The organism is Amphibacillus marinus (genome assembly GCF_900110345.1).
Classification (GTDB): domain Bacteria; phylum Bacillota; class Bacilli; order Bacillales; family Amphibacillaceae; genus Amphibacillus_D; species Amphibacillus_D marinus.
The window spans coordinates 105674-122974 of sequence record NZ_FODJ01000002.1 but is presented as its reverse complement, the minus strand read 5'-3'; the positions used below and the strand labels follow the sequence as shown (position 1 = coordinate 122974).

At 37.9% G+C, this 17301-nt stretch carries 23 protein-coding genes; 18 read left to right on the top strand and 5 right to left on the bottom strand.

Annotated features, from left to right (window positions below):
- Nucleotides 1–37: 37 nt before the first annotated feature.
- From BM000_RS04610 to BM000_RS04530, 17 genes are all read left to right on the top strand, one after another.
- Nucleotides 38–229, top strand: a complete 192-nt coding sequence (locus BM000_RS04610) for a hypothetical protein (RefSeq protein WP_245751575.1) — start codon at nt 38–40, stop codon at nt 227–229.
- Between the two features lie 97 nt (nt 230–326).
- Entirely contained in the window at nt 327–740 is a 414-nt protein-coding gene (locus BM000_RS04605) for a hypothetical protein (protein ID WP_143063892.1), read from the top strand.
- Between the two features lie 6 nt (nt 741–746).
- Complete coding sequence (locus BM000_RS04600) at nt 747–1145, top strand: sigma factor-like helix-turn-helix DNA-binding protein (RefSeq protein WP_091495295.1); 399 nt, start codon at nt 747–749, stop codon at nt 1143–1145.
- A 345-nt stretch (nt 1146–1490) separates the two neighbouring features.
- On the top strand, nt 1491–1994 hold the full coding sequence (locus BM000_RS04595; RefSeq protein WP_091495293.1) for a hypothetical protein: 504 nt from the start codon (nt 1491–1493) through the stop codon (nt 1992–1994).
- 2 nt (nt 1995–1996) lie between these two features.
- Nucleotides 1997–2419, top strand: coding sequence for a VIT1/CCC1 transporter family protein (locus BM000_RS04590; protein ID WP_091495291.1), 423 nt, complete (start codon nt 1997–1999; stop codon nt 2417–2419).
- A 224-nt stretch (nt 2420–2643) separates the two neighbouring features.
- Entirely contained in the window at nt 2644–2940 is a 297-nt protein-coding gene (locus BM000_RS04585) for a hypothetical protein (RefSeq protein ID WP_091495290.1), read from the top strand.
- Between the two features lie 186 nt (nt 2941–3126).
- Entirely contained in the window at nt 3127–3660 is a 534-nt protein-coding gene (locus tag BM000_RS04580; RefSeq protein WP_143063891.1) for a hypothetical protein, read from the top strand.
- A 68-nt stretch (nt 3661–3728) separates the two neighbouring features.
- The gene (locus BM000_RS04575; protein ID WP_091495286.1) at nt 3729–4334 is read left to right on the top strand and encodes a hypothetical protein; all 606 of its coding nucleotides are present in this window, start codon (nt 3729–3731) and stop codon (nt 4332–4334) included.
- A gap of 101 nt (nt 4335–4435) precedes the next feature.
- A complete protein-coding gene (locus BM000_RS04570) occupies nt 4436–4867 on the top strand; it encodes a hypothetical protein (protein ID WP_091495284.1) in 432 nt (143 codons plus the stop codon).
- An 87-nt stretch (nt 4868–4954) separates the two neighbouring features.
- The gene (locus tag BM000_RS04565; protein ID WP_091495282.1) at nt 4955–5164 is read left to right on the top strand and encodes a hypothetical protein; all 210 of its coding nucleotides are present in this window, start codon (nt 4955–4957) and stop codon (nt 5162–5164) included.
- 82 nt (nt 5165–5246) lie between these two features.
- On the top strand, nt 5247–5669 hold the full coding sequence (locus BM000_RS04560) for a hypothetical protein (RefSeq protein WP_091495280.1): 423 nt from the start codon (nt 5247–5249) through the stop codon (nt 5667–5669).
- 397 nt (nt 5670–6066) lie between these two features.
- Nucleotides 6067–6678 carry a hypothetical protein gene (locus BM000_RS04555; protein ID WP_091495279.1) on the top strand — a complete coding sequence of 204 codons (612 nt, stop codon included), beginning with the start codon at nt 6067–6069 and terminating at the stop codon, nt 6676–6678.
- Between the two features lie 27 nt (nt 6679–6705).
- Nucleotides 6706–7518 (top strand): hypothetical protein, encoded by an 813-nt coding sequence (locus BM000_RS04550; protein WP_091495276.1) that lies wholly within the window; start codon nt 6706–6708, stop codon nt 7516–7518.
- A 549-nt stretch (nt 7519–8067) separates the two neighbouring features.
- Nucleotides 8068–9099, top strand: a complete 1032-nt coding sequence (locus BM000_RS04545) for an ABC transporter substrate-binding protein (protein ID WP_091495274.1) — start codon at nt 8068–8070, stop codon at nt 9097–9099.
- 75 nt (nt 9100–9174) lie between these two features.
- A complete protein-coding gene (locus BM000_RS04540; RefSeq protein WP_091495272.1) occupies nt 9175–10173 on the top strand; it encodes an ABC transporter permease in 999 nt (332 codons plus the stop codon).
- On the top strand, nt 10160–10954 hold the full coding sequence (locus tag BM000_RS04535) for an ABC transporter ATP-binding protein (protein ID WP_091495270.1): 795 nt from the start codon (nt 10160–10162) through the stop codon (nt 10952–10954). Before BM000_RS04540 ends, BM000_RS04535 begins: the two co-directional genes overlap by 14 nt.
- Before the next feature lie 103 nt (nt 10955–11057).
- Entirely contained in the window at nt 11058–12245 is a 1188-nt protein-coding gene (locus BM000_RS04530) for an aminotransferase-like domain-containing protein (RefSeq protein WP_091495268.1), read from the top strand.
- Nucleotides 12246–12478: 233 nt separating this feature from the next.
- On the opposite strand, the gene BM000_RS04525 is transcribed toward BM000_RS04530, so the two are convergent.
- The 5 genes from BM000_RS04525 to ectA all read right to left on the bottom strand — a co-directional run bounded on the left by BM000_RS04525 (nt 12479) and on the right by ectA (nt 16218).
- Nucleotides 12479–13258 (bottom strand): tocopherol cyclase family protein, encoded by a 780-nt coding sequence (locus BM000_RS04525; protein ID WP_143063890.1) that lies wholly within the window; start codon nt 13256–13258, stop codon nt 12479–12481.
- 178 nt (nt 13259–13436) lie between these two features.
- The gene (locus BM000_RS04520; protein WP_091495264.1) at nt 13437–13865 is read right to left on the bottom strand and encodes a YueI family protein; all 429 of its coding nucleotides are present in this window, start codon (nt 13863–13865) and stop codon (nt 13437–13439) included.
- 158 nt (nt 13866–14023) lie between these two features.
- Entirely contained in the window at nt 14024–14413 is a 390-nt protein-coding gene (locus tag BM000_RS04515) for an ectoine synthase (RefSeq protein ID WP_091495262.1), read from the bottom strand.
- Between the two features lie 13 nt (nt 14414–14426).
- Nucleotides 14427–15701 (bottom strand): diaminobutyrate--2-oxoglutarate transaminase, encoded by a 1275-nt coding sequence (gene ectB, locus BM000_RS04510; protein WP_091495260.1) that lies wholly within the window; start codon nt 15699–15701, stop codon nt 14427–14429.
- On the bottom strand, nt 15676–16218 hold the full coding sequence (ectA, locus tag BM000_RS04505) for a diaminobutyrate acetyltransferase (RefSeq protein ID WP_091495258.1): 543 nt from the start codon (nt 16216–16218) through the stop codon (nt 15676–15678). Before ectA ends, ectB begins: the two co-directional genes overlap by 26 nt.
- A gap of 288 nt (nt 16219–16506) precedes the next feature.
- On the opposite strand from ectA, the gene BM000_RS04500 reads away from it, so the two are divergent.
- A complete protein-coding gene (locus tag BM000_RS04500) occupies nt 16507–17283 on the top strand; it encodes an ABC transporter ATP-binding protein (RefSeq protein WP_091495256.1) in 777 nt (258 codons plus the stop codon).
- Nucleotides 17284–17301: the final 18 nt, after the last annotated feature.

Sequence of the window (17301 nt, the reverse complement as noted above, 5' to 3'; positions counted from 1 at the left end):
CGCTCTATAACCCATTAAAACAAGGAGGTGAACACTAATGACAATGAGTGAAGAGGCAAAGGAAGCACGTAGAGAGTATGCTCGAGCGTGGCGAAGCAAGAACAGGGAGAAGAGTAATGAATACTTAAGAAGATGGCGTCAAAATAATCCCGAAAAGGTCAAAGAGAACAATCGGCGTTATTGGGAGGCAAAAGCCAAAGAAATGCAACAACAGGGAACAAAAAGTTAGGTGTTCTATGCTAGATGAATTTATTGTGCCCTGGTTTGATTCCAGGGCTCGAATTCTTGTTAGGAATGGTTTAAAGCCAAGATTTAAGGAGCGTGTGATGAAAAGCATTCAATGGCTGGTCAAGTACGATTTAATTCAAGATGAAATTGAATTAATAGAATGGGATATTCGTAAAACCAAGATAGAGCTTAAGCGTTGGGAAAGGAATGGTGATCTATTTAATAAAAACAGGTTAGAAACGGCTGTCTCACAACAGCAAAGACTGGGACAAGCACTGATTAATCTAGAAAATGTCTTAAATGAAAAGCATCAGCTTAAAAATGATTTGTTGGAACTCATTAACTCATTCCGTGGCTTAGATAATCAAATATTAAAAATGAAATATATTGATGGACTTACTCTGGAAGTTATAGCTTATAAATTACAATACTCACCGCAGTATATATACAATAGGCACGCTGAGATAAAACGTAGTTTAAAGCTATTGGAAAATTTAAGTGGAGGCGGGTGACGAAGCTTGTATGAGTGGCTGAAAGATTTCCAGAATATTTCTCAAGAAGTTGATTATCTAGAATTTAGTATTGAGCGCTACAAGACAGAACTCAAGCGCTGGGTTGAAGGTGACTTGCAAGATGTGCACTTGAATGAGAAATCTAAGGCCTCAAATTTAGAAGAGATAATTCAAAAAAGTAAAGAAGCTTTAAGAATTAAACAAGATCAAAAGCAGCAGTTAATTAAATTAATTAGTAAGTTTAAAGGCTTAGAAAACCAGATCCTAAGGATGAAATATGTTGAGGGTAAGACGTTGGAGGATATAGCAGAAGAGCTTTGTTATAGCTCAAGTCATATTAGTAAAAAGCACGCTGAAATTATGAGGATTATCCGATTTGCAGATAATACAGCAGCTATGAGCTAACTAATCACGTTAGTTTATTTAAAGGGTCACGTCAATTTGACAGGAACCATCCGCAAATTGAGGATGGTTCAATTGATAATCCAAATATGGATTGTCGTCAATTTGTCTACAGTTTTTACCCTGTGCATAAGTGCGCCATTCCAGTACACAAATTGCGTATTAGTCCGTCTAGTCTATCGCGATTCCCCATTTTGAGGATTTGCCCAACGCAAATTTGCGCTTGGTACTTATTTGAAAAATGGAGTGAACTTTTTAAATTTATAAGGTTCCGAATCCGCTGTCGGTTCAATTGATAACGACATCTATACCAATATAGAAAGTGTGCATAAAGGTGGTGGTACATGAGTGGAATTTGATCGATTAAAACAACAGCAGATTTATTTCTACTTAAACATTGATGATGAGGTGCAGCGGATCAGTCAAAGTATAAAGAAGGCCAGGATTAAATTCTACGATCAGTCGCTTATAAGTAGTGTCCAGGCAACTGAATTAGGTGTTCATTCTGTTGGGTTTAATGTTGCTAAGGAAGTCGTTAGCTTTGTGGATATGGTTGCCATGCTGGAAAGGCGCATACAGGGTTTAAGAAAGAAAGAGCGTTATGCAGAGGACTATCTTCAATCGCTAAGTGATGAAGAAAGAAGCTATTTGGTAAACAGGTACAGGAATCAGCCAGTTGGTGGTGACCTAAATCAAATTGAGTTAGCCTTCTATGAGGAAATACTTGAGATCGAGGAAGCCATGAACCATATGCGGAATATAGAGTCAGAACCATCAACGGAAGGAATGGCACTTAGCAACGATACCTTGGACATTGATTTCAGCAGCATACTTGAAATGGTGGGGGTGTGAGGATGCGGCAGTCAAGGCAACAGGTCAAATACTTTTTGAGAAAATGGCTTTACTATGATTCTAATTTTGATATTCTAGCTGATTTTGAAAAGCAAAATATGAAAATCTTATACAGCAGCTTAAAGCAAATGTCAGAAGCAGAGCGTGCTTTCTTAGCAGAGAAATACCGCGTTAAGGGTATTCCAATTAATGATGATGTATTAGCAGCCAATAAGGGTATGTCCCTTCAAGCATACAGGGATTTACGCATAGAACATGAGGATAAGTTAGGCCCATTAATCGAAGTGGCCAAGGATCAATTTAAGAAGTTTGATGAGGAAGAGCAGATCTCCCCATCAACAAACAGCAAGCAGCGTTTGAAACTGTCTCGAGCTGATTTGATGGAAATGGACGCTTTGTTTCAGGATTTCTTTGGAATGGGATGATACGTTATCCTGTCATTTCTGCCACCTTAAAAAAGGGTTATACCGAGAAACCCGAGTCCCTAAAAAGATGACGGTCGAAATATCGGCTGACCTATCAAGGGTATTTAGAGCCCTTAAAGAGAATTTCCGGATTTAATGGAGTCCCAAAAAAGGAGACGAACCACTTATCAAAAAGATAAACCGTCATGAAATTCAATGCGGTACACAGATAGGAGGGCTTCACTATGCAGCGTGACGATCGGGGGCGGTTCATGAAAGGGAATAGCATGGCAGGAGGGAACAAGGGCAATACGTTGCCTAAGTACGGCAATAAGAATGCAGTTAGACATGGACTTTATTCTACTTTTCAAGTGGTTACCAAGTTGACCACCACTGATGAGTACTTGTACATCTACCTTAGCCGTTCCAACATGATCAAGATTGCAACCAGCCACTTCTTTATCGATGAACAAGGCAGAATACGGATCCATGAAGCTGTAGCAACAGATTTAGAACGATTAGGAATCGAATTAGAAGAATGAAAAAGGGTGCAACGCTATGCAACCTTTTCCGAAACGAACACCGAGTGTTGCAACAAGGGTGCATGCTGTAAATGCTGTTATACCAATACTTTAAGAGGTTTAAGGGTGCAACGTTGTATGCAACGAAACCTACATTTCCCTTTAGATTTAGGAGTTTCAACGAATAAGGAAGGATGCAGCTTTATCATGACGGAGCCAAAGCAAATAGTCGAAGGAACCACCTTTATCAGTGCCAACGATATTAAAGTAATGGAGCCTGGCAACACCTATTCGCTTAAATGGAGCAACGGCAGTTCACTCATTACTGAAAGGTATCAAGACCATGCTATGTTGCGCTATGCGGTAGCTGGTGAGCCTGTTGAAGAGTATATAGGGTTAGACCATACTAAGACAGGCTACGGCATGAGAACATGGCTATTGTGCCCCTCATGTGGGGAACGAACGGCCAAGGTGTATAACGTGAAGGGTACCTTTGCGTGTAGAGTATGCAACAACCTAACGTATTTGACTTCTAAGTCATCAGGGAATCGGCTAAGATACCTGGGATTAAAGATAAGGCGGTTGCAGATTAAGCTAGGCATGGATACCACAGATATACATGAGAAACCGACATTCAAACCCAAGCACATGCACCAGCAAACCTTTTGGGTATTAAGAACACAATTAGAGATTGCCCAGCTACATTTTGTAGATGAATGGCTTAAACTCACTCGTCGATAAACGGCACTTTCGGCAGCCCTAAAAAAAGCTGCACACAACAAATTATAATTAGAAAAGGATGATAAACCATGAATTTAGAACAAGTTAAGCAATTACGCAAGGATCGCAATGCAAAAGTAGAAGCTATCGCTACTAAGATTAATCAGATTAGACAGAGCGCCATGTATTCAAAGGATTACAAAGCCCAACAAATTCGCGATTTAGAACAGGAAATGACAGCTATTAAGCATGATTACAATGCACGTATACCAAGAGCCTTAGAAGAATTAAAGCTTGAAGCAGAGAAGGCTTATATCAGCGCTGAATATGATGGGTTAGGGGATAATGTTAATGTGGAAATCCTCAAGGAAATGCGTAATCAGGAAAAAGCTGATGAGTTGGCCAAGTCTTATAAGGGAAAAGAAGAACTGCTTCTTGAGTTAGCTCAAAAAGAAGTCGATCTTAATTCTCCACATGCCCCAGCTTACATTAAGGCACTAAGAAAGCTTGGCGGTTATGGTGACGCGCCACTAGAAGCACAGTTCAAGGAGCAGAACATGAGCAGCATACAGAAGCAACGGAAAGAGCAGATGGAAGCCATTGTGAGAGAACAGCAAACCTTTGAAATAGATCAGGCACAGGAGCATAGTCCGTTACAAGCTGCTATAATGGCAGAGGCGTATGGATTGAAGTAAATATTAATTGGTGAAGGGGAGTCTTGTTTAAGGCTTCCTTTTAATTTGCATGGTTGATATTAACACTCTTTGAGCCGATATAAGGGTGAAGGAGTGATTAAATGAAACAGATTAAAGAGGAAATTAAGAATTTAGAACAAGAAGTAAGCTCTTTATTAGAACCCTCTATATACTTCCCAGGTCAGCGAGTAGATGGGTTAACTCTATTTGAATTAGAAAAACTAAAATTAAAAATCTCCTCAAAAGCGAATACTATTTATAATCTCGAAATACCACTAATACTTTTCAGTGCAACAGTAGGAATGTCATTTCAAATTATCCCAAAGTTCATTTTTGAAGGCGAAATCGGGGGAATTATTGCGGGGTTAATTATTTATATTTTTATTATTTTCATTGTTAGACTATATGATCAAGGTCAAAAGAAAATTAAAGAAAAAAACTTGTATGGTATTGGATTGATTGACATGTTAATTGAAAAAAGGATTGAAATTGAAGAAATACACCCATATCGAAAAAGGAGAATTAGAAAGTAGGCATCTAATCTGAAATACACTAATGTAAAAATTAAAATTTCGTCTTACTATAAAGATGTTATGCTTAAGTATTATTAGGAGAATGATATGGAAACTATTTTTGATGGTGTTGATAATACTGTTATAAATCAAATGGCTTGGGATTTAGCGAAGGTGCTTTTTATCCCTTTTGTGGTAGTCTTAATTATTGGTCATGTTCTTATTTTTTTAAAATTACCTAGGTCAGTAATTAAGCCAGCTATGTGCTTATTGTATTTGTTTTTAGTTTATCGATCGTTTTTATATTTTGTTGGTTAAGTGACCTCACAAGTACTTTTTAATATGTTGCAGGAATTCACCTTCATTTGTCGAAATAAGCAGGCAGAAAGGAGGGATTAAATTGATTGAAACTATTGTAACTTTAGGTTCAGTAGCATTTGGTGCTTTGTTAGGCTATGTATTTCAATTGATATCAGATAAAAGAAATCAGAAGAATGTAGTGAAAAAAGAAAAAGTAGAGGCCTTGCATAATTTATTAAAAGTCGATAGATTAAATGGCCCAAATAATGAAAGTATGCATGCTTATCATTTCGATGTTGATGTCTTTAAAGATAAAATATATCCAGTGTTATTAGATGGTTACTATTACTTTCCGGTAAAAATTCGTTCAGTTTTTGATAAAATCTATTGGCAAATTAAAGACGTTGAGATTAACGATTTATATGGAGAGATTTCATCAAGAGATTTTCTTGAAAAATTAAGCAATGCTTACAAAGAGGGAATAAAAGACACAGAAAGGGAAGTAGAGAAATTGGTAAAGTAATTACGCTCACATTAGGCGTATTTTTTAAGGGAGGTTTAGCTATGATCTAGGGAGAGATCAGGAGCATAGCCCGTTGCAAGCTGCTATAATGGCAGAGGCTTATGGATTGAAGTAAATATAGATTGATAAAGGAATTCTTGTTATAAGGCTCTCTTTTTGTTTTATATTGTTTTTTTAAAAAAAAGGCAGGAAGTTTATTGGTTATGTCGAAATATACTAATATATAAGTGGAAATAGTTCAAAATAATCAGGAATTAACTCATGTAATTACTATATTTTCAAATAAATACTAGTTTTTCTTTTCTTTTTTAAGTATAATACAAGGAGTTTAATCGTTAATGGGTACATAAGACTACTGAAAGATGTATCTAAGTTTTTAGCAAAGGGAGGGGTAAGCTTGAAAAACCCAGAACAAAAACCTGCTGTAGTCGGTCTAAGAATTGAAATTGAAGAAGATGTATTTAAGAGAATTAAAGAAGTAGATTTTGTTAATATAAGAGCAAAGCTAGACGATAAATATAAATTTGACAGCATTCAAGAAACGAAAAATGCAATAAAATTTAGTAATGGGTCTTCAGTTGGTAGGGTTTATATTAATAAATCAAGTATCGGAATTGATTTATTCATCAATAGCAAATTGAAATTTACTGATGAACTTGAATTTATTCTTAAAACATTATACATAAGTAATGAATGCAACGATAACTTGGAGATAAAAGAAATTATCTTGATGAGTTTATTTTCAGATGGCAGTCACGAGTTGTTTATTGAGAAAACCGCTAATATCTTTAACGGGAAAAATATTATAGGGGAGATAAATCTAGTAGATATTACTATCTCTACTGTTATTAAAGAGAAAGCAATAAATCTAAATCTTGGTGTAGATGAAAATAATTACGCTATAGCAAGAATGAAAGAAAGAACTCAAGTTAATTTTAAAAATATTGGTGAACTAATGACTAACGAATCAAATTTTCTAATAGAAGTTATTGATGCAATTCTAACATGATATTCAAATAGAATAGAGGTGTGGAAGATGGCACTCAGAAATGAAGAATACTTGAGACTCATAAGTAATAATGAAACCAGAAAGGAAAGGAAAGAGATCCACAATGATAATATAAAGATAAGAAATGGATTAGAGAACCTGTTAAATTACAGCAGATCTCTATACTGGACTATTTTAGAGGAGAAAGAGGCCGGTAATCCTGTTAATAATGAATTTATTGGATTATTAGAAAAAAGTTTAGAATATAATCAGTTATCAGGCATGGAAATTAAAAAAGAGGGAAAACATAATAAAGAAATGGTATTACCTAAATCATTTTTGCATAGAATATTATACCCTAATAATAAGGTGGGCGTAAAAATGAGAAGTTTCTTATTAGGATTCCCTTTGCTATCGCTAAATGAAATGAAAAAAAATTGGAATGATTTTTTGGAATCGCCCGGTATTAGGCTTTTTTTTACTATTTTCTTTTCTTCAATTTCTTCACTGATTGGCGGCTTTACAGCCATCAACTACACAATAATAGTTACAACCAGTATTCATTTCTGTTTAAGGATTGCATCTAATCGAGTTGAAAATAATGATTATATTTCTTTTCAAAGAAGTTTGCAATTATTCATTTGGCCTTATGTTTTATTAGCTCTAGGAAATGCTTTAAATGGAATAATTTCATTTAATGGTTTACCTGAAGGGATTTTCCTTACTGTTCTCTCGCTATGGATAGTTTGGGGTGAGTTAAAAGGAGTAGTTGAGAAGGCAGAATTATGTTCGTTACCGGTTCCAGGGATCTTGAAAAAACTAGTAAATAGCAAAGACGACGGTGGTTTCCCACCGTTATAGCAAGAATTAATTACAACACCCTAAGATGTTTTGTATTTTAAAGCATACATGTGTCGAGCAAAATTGGGTCACTCAATTTGACATTTATACAATGGTTGGAAATATGTCAGTGAGGTAAAGGCTATATTGTATAAAATTGTTGTCCTCCTGTCGCCCAATTTGGACAGCAATCCTTAAAATCAAACACAAATATTGATTTATAAAGTCACCCTATTTAAAGTCACTCTATGAAACGCTTGTCCTATAAGGGATGGCGTTTTTTGACTATCTAGAAATGCTCTAGAATAGATTACTGTATTGTCCGAGAAGCTTTCGTTCACATACATATGCCCACGCTATATATTAGTAGCCCCAATCAGCCCCAATTCCATTCGTTTTTATGCATTATTCTGCATTGTTCATTATTTTGAAACATTTAAAAACCCTGTCAAATCAATAGTTCCCCTATTTTTTGAAATCCGTATTGCGGGATAAAATGGATATGTGATATAATAATGCGCATAAATTCAGAAAATTAAAAAATATTGTTAGTTGAGGGGAGATCATTAAATGAACAAGAAATGGTTAATTGGACTATTGTGTTCCATCACTTTATTGTTGCTGTTTGCATGTGGAACCAGTGACAATGATAATGTGGAGAACCAAACGGACCCAGAAGCGGAGCAAGGGGATGAAACCGAGGCAAACGGTGGGGAAACAACAGTATATAGAATAGGGGCGTCTCAGTTTGTCGAGCATCCCTCACTAGATGCAGCATATGAAGGCTTCAAAGCAGCTATTGCTGATGCTGGACTTGAGGTTGAATATGATCTCCAAAGTGCTCAGGCAGATCAGAGCAATACAGCAACGATTGCACAAAATTTTGTCGCAGATAATGTTGATTTAATTTTTGCCAATGCTACCCCAAGTGCACAGTCAGCTCTACAAGCAACTTCAGATATTCCGATTGTTTTTACATCAGTAACGGATGCAATCGGGGCAGGACTCGTCGAAGCGATGGATCAGCCTGGTGAAAATATAACAGGTGTAATGGATATGCATCCTGATGCGATTATTGAGACTGTTAATTTCATAGATACCTATTTTTCAGGATCAGCAGTTGGGTTAATATATAATGCGGGTGAACAAAATTCAGTCGCTCAGGTGGATAGCGTAACGGCAGCGATTGAAGGCACAAGCCTATCAACAATTGAACGGACAATTTCAACCTCAGCAGAAGTACAGCAAGCTGCCACCTCATTAGTGGGTGAAGCTGATGTTATATACATCGTTACTGATAACACAGTTGTTTCAGCGCTAGAGAGTGTTGTGGGTGTGGCAAATGACCAGGACATTCCGCTTATTGTTGGGGAACCAGACTCATTAGAAAGAGGCGGCTTTGCAACGTTTGGCATTGATTACTATACAATTGGTTATCGTGCTGGTGAAATGGCAGTCGAGATTTTAACTGGTGAGCGAGTACCATCTGAAATTGACGTAGAATACCCACCAGAAATGCAGCTGTATTTGAATGAAGCTGCAGCAGAAGAACAGGGTATTGAGTGGAACAGTGATTGGGATGAGCTAGCAGAGTTGCAATAACGAGCATTGACGAACCGACACATGTTGTTCATTTGCGACATGGTCGGTTTTCATATTAAGAAGGGGAGTTATGATGTGTTTATTTCTATTTTTAATGCCATGGAATCTGGGGTTATCTATGCAATTATGGCATTAGGTGTCTATTTATCATTTCGTGTCCTTGATTTTCCGGACCTAACGGTAGATGGAAGCTTCGTTACTGGAGCTGCCGTTGCTGCTATATCGATTGTAAACGGTGTGCCAACTATCTTAGCAACGTTGTTCGCACTAATTGCTGGCTTTGTTGCCGGGTCTCTAACGGGGATTTTAAACACAAAGGGACGAATCAATCCATTATTATCTGGAATTTTAATGATGACTGCCTTATATTCAATAAATCTAAGAATTATGGGCCAATCAAATATTCCATTACTTAATCAATCAACGGTTTTTACACAATTGCGTGAAAGTTGGTCTGATCTAGGTGTAGATCAAGCGTTGACTAATATGCTAGTCAGTATAGGGATAGAGCGTCCCCCGAGTACGTGGTCAATTTTAATAATCATGACCATTGTGACGTTTTTAATTAAACTTGGCATTGATTTTTATCTTAAGACAGAAATGGGCTTAGCGCTCCGAGCAACAGGTGATAACGAAAAAATGATTCGGAGCTTCTCGGCCAATACTGATCATTTGAAAATTGTTGGCTTAGGACTTTCAAATGCACTAGTTGCACTAGCTGGGGCATTATATGCCCAATATGCTGGTTTTTCTGATTTAAACATGGGCATTGGGATGATTGTCGTCGGTTTAGCATCTGTTATTATTGGCGAATCGATTGTCGGAACGAAGTCAATTACCCGGACAACGTTGGCGGTTGTCCTGGGTGCTGTTGTCTACCGAATTGTCGTTGCTTTCGCATTAAGGTCACAGTTTTTAGACACTGGTGATATGAAGCTTATTACCTCTGGACTTGTTATTATTGCGCTCGTTATTCCTAAATTGCTTGCAAATCATAAGGAGATCCAGCGCAAACGCAAAAAACGTCTTGCTTTAGAAAAGCAAATGGAAGGGGAACACTATGCTAGAAGTTAACCATATTTCTCTGACCTTTAATGAAGGCACACCAGATGAAAAAAAAGCACTACAGCATATCCAGCTTAAGCTTAATAAAGGTGACTTTGTTACGGTAATTGGAAGCAACGGGGCAGGAAAGTCAACCTTGATGAATATTATTTCAGGCGCACTTTTCCCCGATGTGGGTAAGGTGACGATTAATGAAAAGAACGTCACCTTATTACAGGAGTTCAAGCGCTCTAATTATATTGGCCGCGTCTTTCAAGACCCGATGGCGGGTACATCACCTACGATGACGATTGAAGAAAATCTAGCAATGGCATACTCTCGAAACAAGAAACGTACGTTAAAGCTAGGCGTTAATAAAAATCGCCGGGCCTTCTTTAAATCAGCATTAGCAACCTTACACCTTGGTCTAGAACAGCGTTTAAATGCGAAAGTCGGTCTGCTATCGGGTGGTGAGCGGCAAGCACTTTCACTCTTGATGGCAACCTTTACCGAGCCTGATATTCTCTTGCTAGATGAGCATACTGCAGCACTTGATCCTTCACGGGCCGCGTTAATTACCAATTTAACGAAGGAGGTCGTGGAGAAGACTGGTCTAACAACGTTAATGGTCACGCACAATATGCAACAGGCCTTGGACCTGGGCAATCGGTTAATTATGATGGATAAAGGTCAAATTATTCTTGATATATCTGGTGCTGAGAAACAAGCTTTGACCATCGAAAAGCTCCTTCATGAGTTCCAGCGCATTCGTGGTGAGCAAATGGGTGATGACCGTGCTATACTAGGATAGATAGACTAACGACTCATCTTCTAAGCGCTAGATAGAGACTTTTGTTTGAACGGTGAGTGCGGTAGTCAATTGTAAGAGATATTAGCAGAAAGAAGGGAATGGTATGGAGTATAGCTTTGCAGATCGCGTACGCTACTTTGATTCCTCAGCAGTACGTGACATTTTAAAGGTCGTAAATCAAGGGAACGTCATTTCGTTTGCAGGTGGTTTACCAGATGAAGACCTGTTTCCTGTTCAAGCGGTAGAAGCGGCTTTTTCTAAGGCAATTACTTCTGGAAATAAGGCGTTACAATATGCAGAAACCGAAGGGCTTTATCGGCTTCGAGAACAGCTAGCAACGAGAATGGAACGAAAAGGAATTGTCCGCTCTGCTGAAGATATCTTAATTACTTCGGGCTCTCAGCAGGCAATTGATTTGTTCTCGCGTATTATGTTTAATCCTGGTGATGTCGTGCTTACCGAAAACCCAACCTACTTGGCTGCCTTGCAGGTATTCGCTTCTTATGAAGTAACGGTAATTGCTGTTGACTCCGATCAGGATGGTATAATTGAAGCAGATTTAGTAGAGAAAATTAGCCAATTCAAGCCGAAGTGCATTTATGTCGTGCCAACTTTTTCTAATCCTGATGGTAAGGTGTGGTCGCTGGAGCGGAGAGAAATGTTGCTTGAGGTAGCAAGAAATGAAGAGTTGGTTGTGATGGAAGATGATCCTTATGGTGATATTCAATTCGATCCAGCAGCAATACCGTTAAGCTTAGCAGCTTTAGATCATGAATGTGCACATGTTGTCTACACCAGTACGATTTCCAAAACTGTAGTACCGGCAATGCGGATTGGGTGGATTACTGGTCCGACACCAATAATTAAGCTAATTGCCCAAGCTAAGCAGGCAGCCGATTTACATACCAACTCAATAAGTCAGCATGCACTGTCACATTTGCTAACGGATTATGACCTTGATCAACACATTGAAACCATTCGGACAACTTATTTTGAACGCATGCAAGTGATGAAGAAAATAATTGATGAAGCAGACATTGCAGGATTAAGCTATATTGAGCCAAGGGGGGGCATGTTCTTTTGGCTCAACCTGCCGGATCATATGAATCCGACGGAGCTATTAAAGGTAGCTGTCGAGCATGGTGTAGCCTTTGTCCCTGGCGCACCTTTTTATGTCGGTGATGGTAACCCAACAACAATAAGACTAAATTTCACACATGCAACACCTGACTTAATTGCTGAAGGGATGAGCCGGTTAATTAATGTATTTAATTTAGTGGAAATGAGCTAATGTACAAAGTGATTAAAATATTAATATAGTAGATATCGTCCGTTTTCTAGATCGAAGCGAATGCTAATTAATTGAGTGATTAGTTCTAGCCAAAGGTAAGTGTTACACTTAAATAATTAATCGCTTTAAAAAATTAAAAACACTAATTAACTCGTGAACTGATCTTTATTACCGTAAATTAGTTCATTGTTAATTAGTGTTCTTTTTGCAATGTGGGTAAGTAATGATGAGCATTAAAAATTTACCACTTCAATACCTGCATAATCGCTCGTTCCTGTTGCAATAGTCTGTCCTGATTCTACTAATCTAAAGCTTACTGAGCCACCCAGTCCCTCTTTTATAAGTGTTGACATCTGCCCTTTATTAGGTGCCTTTAGCTCACCAGCCTCTGAGCGAATTGCATTAATAAACAGTGATGTCTGCTTTCGCTGCAACTGAATAGCTACTTGTTGCTCTGATACTTCCGCCTTAATAATTTTTGTTCCATTGTAGGTTGCAAAGCGATATTCCTCATCAGCGATTGTTAAGTTGCAAATGTGTCCAATGAATTGAGTCTTCATCATCGGGATAGTGGCAATGCTACACATGACTGATAAGTCAGTCTGGTTAAAATGATTAGCTTGAATCCATATATAGCGGTCAGGAAAGGAGGTTCCCCAATCTTTTTCAATATAGCCCCAGTCCTGATCAAAGATAAACTGCTGATCGTTGAATTGTATCTGTCCATTAACACGGTGATTCATACTGATAACACCGTGATTACAAGCCATCTTTGGGATATAAGCAAAATAACCCATGATATTAGGTGTTACTAGACTTGTTTTTATTGGTAGGTGATCACTAAAGCTCAGGCTCCCAATTAGGTGCACGTGACTATTCTTTAAGTTAATCTTGATTCGATTCTTTGAAAAGTAAGAGTCTCCAATTGTGATTGCAAAGGGGTGTTTGCGTAGTTGAAAAGACTCGATTGGATACTTGAAATAATAAGTACGAATGGGTGAGCTTACAATCACCTGAATAAAAGCATGCTTGTCATTGGCATTTAAGCTAATACCTGGAATAAAAGAAATAATTTTATCTGAACTGGTACTAACTTGTTTAAAATACCAGCCTTCGAAGTAATGTTTTTTATTTAAATGTCCTTGAAATTGAATCGGGTCAAATAATTTCTTAATGTGCGATCAAGCCTTTCTATTCTTGATAACCAAGTAGTTTTTTCCAAAAAGGTAGCTTATTCTGAGCTGGTTGTTCTAATTGTTGCTCCACATATAAAATTTCAGCAGAATCAATAGCTTGCTTGTAGCAAAGGACAAGGCCAAATGCATTCTGACAATCTTTATCGTCAATTAATGTGTATGGAATGTCATAATCATTTGCTAATTTGCGGTATGGCTTAAGTAGATTTATAGAGATTACACCATTAAGGAGAAGCTCTGCTTTTTTATTTTTTGATAGCTTATTGGCAAATTGCTCAAGCCCTTGTTCAGCCTCAACCTGTTCAATTGTTAAGGCAAAAGCTGTTCTTTCCCTTAAGCTGCCTAAAAACTTTCTACGCTCATCAGGCTTAGTCTGCCTAGAGCCATGTATACCTTCATTTAAATAATCATCAATATTTGGCATTGGACAATCACCTCGTTATTAGTATACCAAAAAGAGATGGTAACTAAACTTTTATTTAATAAAAGTATTTTTGAAGTATCCAATAAGCTAGATCTGCAAATAAGATAAAAGTATACGAAAAAACGATCACAAAAATTATTTCTGTGATCGTTTTAGGTCTATTGTGAGTCATCAACTGGATAGACACCATGCTCATCATGAACTTCGTGACCTGACAATGCTGGATTAAAAACACAAACCATTCGCATTGTTGTTTGAGCACGTAATAAGTGCTCGTCATTTTGATCTAATGCATATAGTTGGTTTGCTTTAATGGGCCAAACCTTGTTGTCACTCAGTGTAACAACTTCACCCTCACCTTCAATACAATAAACAGATTCAAGGTGATTCTGGTACCAAATATGTGTCTCTGTACCAGCTTTAATAATCGTATCATTTACTGAATAACCCATGTTGTCTTTCTTCATAATTAACCGTCTACTAATCCAGTTACCACCGTCAACTTCATGCTCTGTTCCTAATACATCATCTAATGAAACAACCTTCATAATAATAGCCTCCTTACACAAGTTGTGTTTCTGTTTCTAAAACTAGTTCAACACTTTTTTCAATAATCTTTAGTCCAGTACCTAATTCTTCGTCACTAATAGTTAAGGCAGGAAAGAGCTTAAAGACCTCATCTTTAGCACCAGCTGTTTCCATAATTAACCCAAGCTCAAAGGCTTTGGCAGTAATCTTATTCGCTAAGTCTTTAACTCCACAGGCAACACCTGTCATTAAGCCCCTACCTCGCACCTCCCCTTGCAGTTTGGGATAACGAATGACAAGGTCATTAAGGAAATCTTCTGTCTTTGTTGCTAAATGATTAACACGCGCTCCCAGCTTGTTGTCTTTCCAATAATCAAGTGCTGCTGTTGCGGTAATAAAGGCATGGTTATTTCCTCTAAAAGTCCCGTTGTGCTCACCAGGAGCGAATTGATCAATTTCAGGGCGAATGAGTGTAGCGGCAAATGGTAAGCCATAACCACTTAGTGATTTTGACATGCAAATAATATCAGGCTTAATTCCAGCTGGTTCGAAGCTAAAGAAGCTTCCTGTTCGCCCAACACCTGCTTGGACCTCATCGACAATTAGGAGAATACCCCAACGCTTACACAGTGCTTCAATTTCCTTCATCCATTCAAAGCTAGCGGCATTAATACCACCTTCACCTTGCACGGTTTCTAGAATCATTGCTGCTGGAATAGCTACTCCACTACCGTTGTCTTCAAGAAAACGCTCGATAAAATTAATGGAGCTTTGATTATCAACATAGTTATCATATGGCATAGTAGATACGTTTTGTAACGGTATACCTGCTCCTTCCCGCTTTGCAGAGTTTCCAGTTACTGATAGTGCGCCAAGCGTCATCCCGTGAAAGCCATTGGTAAAGCTGATGACTTCAGTCCTACCGGTAACTTTGCGTGCAAGCTTTAATGCGCTCTCTACAGTATTAGTGCCTGTTGGACCGGGAAACATTATTTTATAATCCATGTTTCTTGGTTCGAGAATAATAGTGTTAAAAGCTGTTAAAAACTGGGCTTTAGCTTCAGAGGCCATATCAAGTGAATGAGTAATGCCATCACTTAAAATATAGTCAATTAGCTTTTGTTTCATATGCTCATCATTGTGACCATAATTTAATGCCCCTGCCCCTGAAAAGAAGTCAATGTAGGTATTGCCTTTGTTGTCCCACATTTTAGAGCCTTTTGTTTTGGTGAAAATGGTTGGGAAGCTTCTTACATAGCTTCTCACTTCGGATTCTAAGTTTTCAAATACTTTCATATCTTCTGACATTTTTACTACCCCCTAGGTCTTTTTTATCTTTTAATGGTCCGATTTTAAATTTTAATTCTTCTTCGTATGGTTCCTCATCTGGAAATAAGTCCTGCGTAAAGAAGCTTTCAATATTGCATTCGGTTTGCTGCTGTAGCGCAAGTTTCTTAAAAAGTGCCTGAGAGGCTTGATTAGAGGGTGTCACGGTAGCTTCGACATAGTTAATGTCTTGCGCTTTGACTTGATTAACAAGTTGATTTAACAGTGATAGCCCAATGCCATTCCCTTTATAGTTGGGATCGACGCCAATCTGCCAAACAAAGACAGTATCGGACTGTTTGGGTGGGATAAAGCCAGTAATAAAACCAACAACTTTACCATCTAGCTTTGCTACAACACAGGTATCGCTAAAATAGTGACTCATCATAATGTATTTATAAGCGGAATTATCATCAAGCGATGTGTTGGTGACTATTGTCCACATTGCTTTGCCGTCCTCACGGTTTGGAGGGGAAAGTACGATCTTATCTTTAATCATAAATCTGCTCCTTTCTTCGTGAGAAGTCATAACAAACTCACACGCTTATAATCATAATACGATTCAAAGATAAGCTCAAATCAGCTAAAGGGCGATAATTCGGAATTAATATGAATAAATTCGGTTGAAGTGAATTTAAGCTTGGTTAAAGTAAGAATTTCGGCTAAATTGTTTCGAATCCTCTTATTTAAAGCAAATTTGTTATTTAAACCTCGAATAAAAAACTCGAAATTTTCAGTTAATTGAGCGATAATAGAAGAGAAATGTGTTGCGAAAAGAGGGGGAAGTATGGTTTTAAAACTAAGAGAAGTTGGTTTATTAAGAAACGGTCGTTGGATTCTCAATCAGATAAATTGGGAAGTAAAGCAAGGCGAGCATTGGGCATTATTAGGCTTAAATGGAGCGGGTAAGACAGCGTTGTTACATATGCTAAGTGCTTATCACTTTCCAACAACTGGAGAAGTGGAAGTGTTAGGTCGGAGGTTTGGGAAAGATGAGCTAGGGGAAGCGCTTAGGCAAGATATTGGTTTAGTCTCTCAGACCTTACAGGGTCGTTTTTATGAAGAGGATAGCGCGTATCAAATTATACTTAGTGGCGGGTTTGCCTCGATCGGTTTGTATGCAACGCCGACAGATGATATGCGCGAACGTGCTAAAGATTTACTTAAAGAATTGGGTTGCTTTCATTATGCTAATCGTCCCTTTTACACACTATCGCAAGGGGAACGGCAACGGGTTATGATTGCACGGTCATTAATGGGCAATCCTAAATTACTAATCCTTGATGAACCGACTAATGGTTTGGATTTCTTAGCTAAAGAGCAGCTCCTCGATGCAGTTGAGACAATCGGTTCCAGAGCAAATGCACCAACTATTCTGTATGTTACACATCATGTCGACGAGCTATTGCCTATTTTTAAACAAACATTAATGCTAAAGTCCGGGGAGGTGTTTGCCTCTGGATTGACACAAGATTTATTAACGAAACAGACCTTAAGTCATTTCTTTGGGATTGAGGTTGACTTAAGTTGGCATCATAAACGTCCACAAATATGGCGATGTTAAAAAAGGAAAAGCAATAAG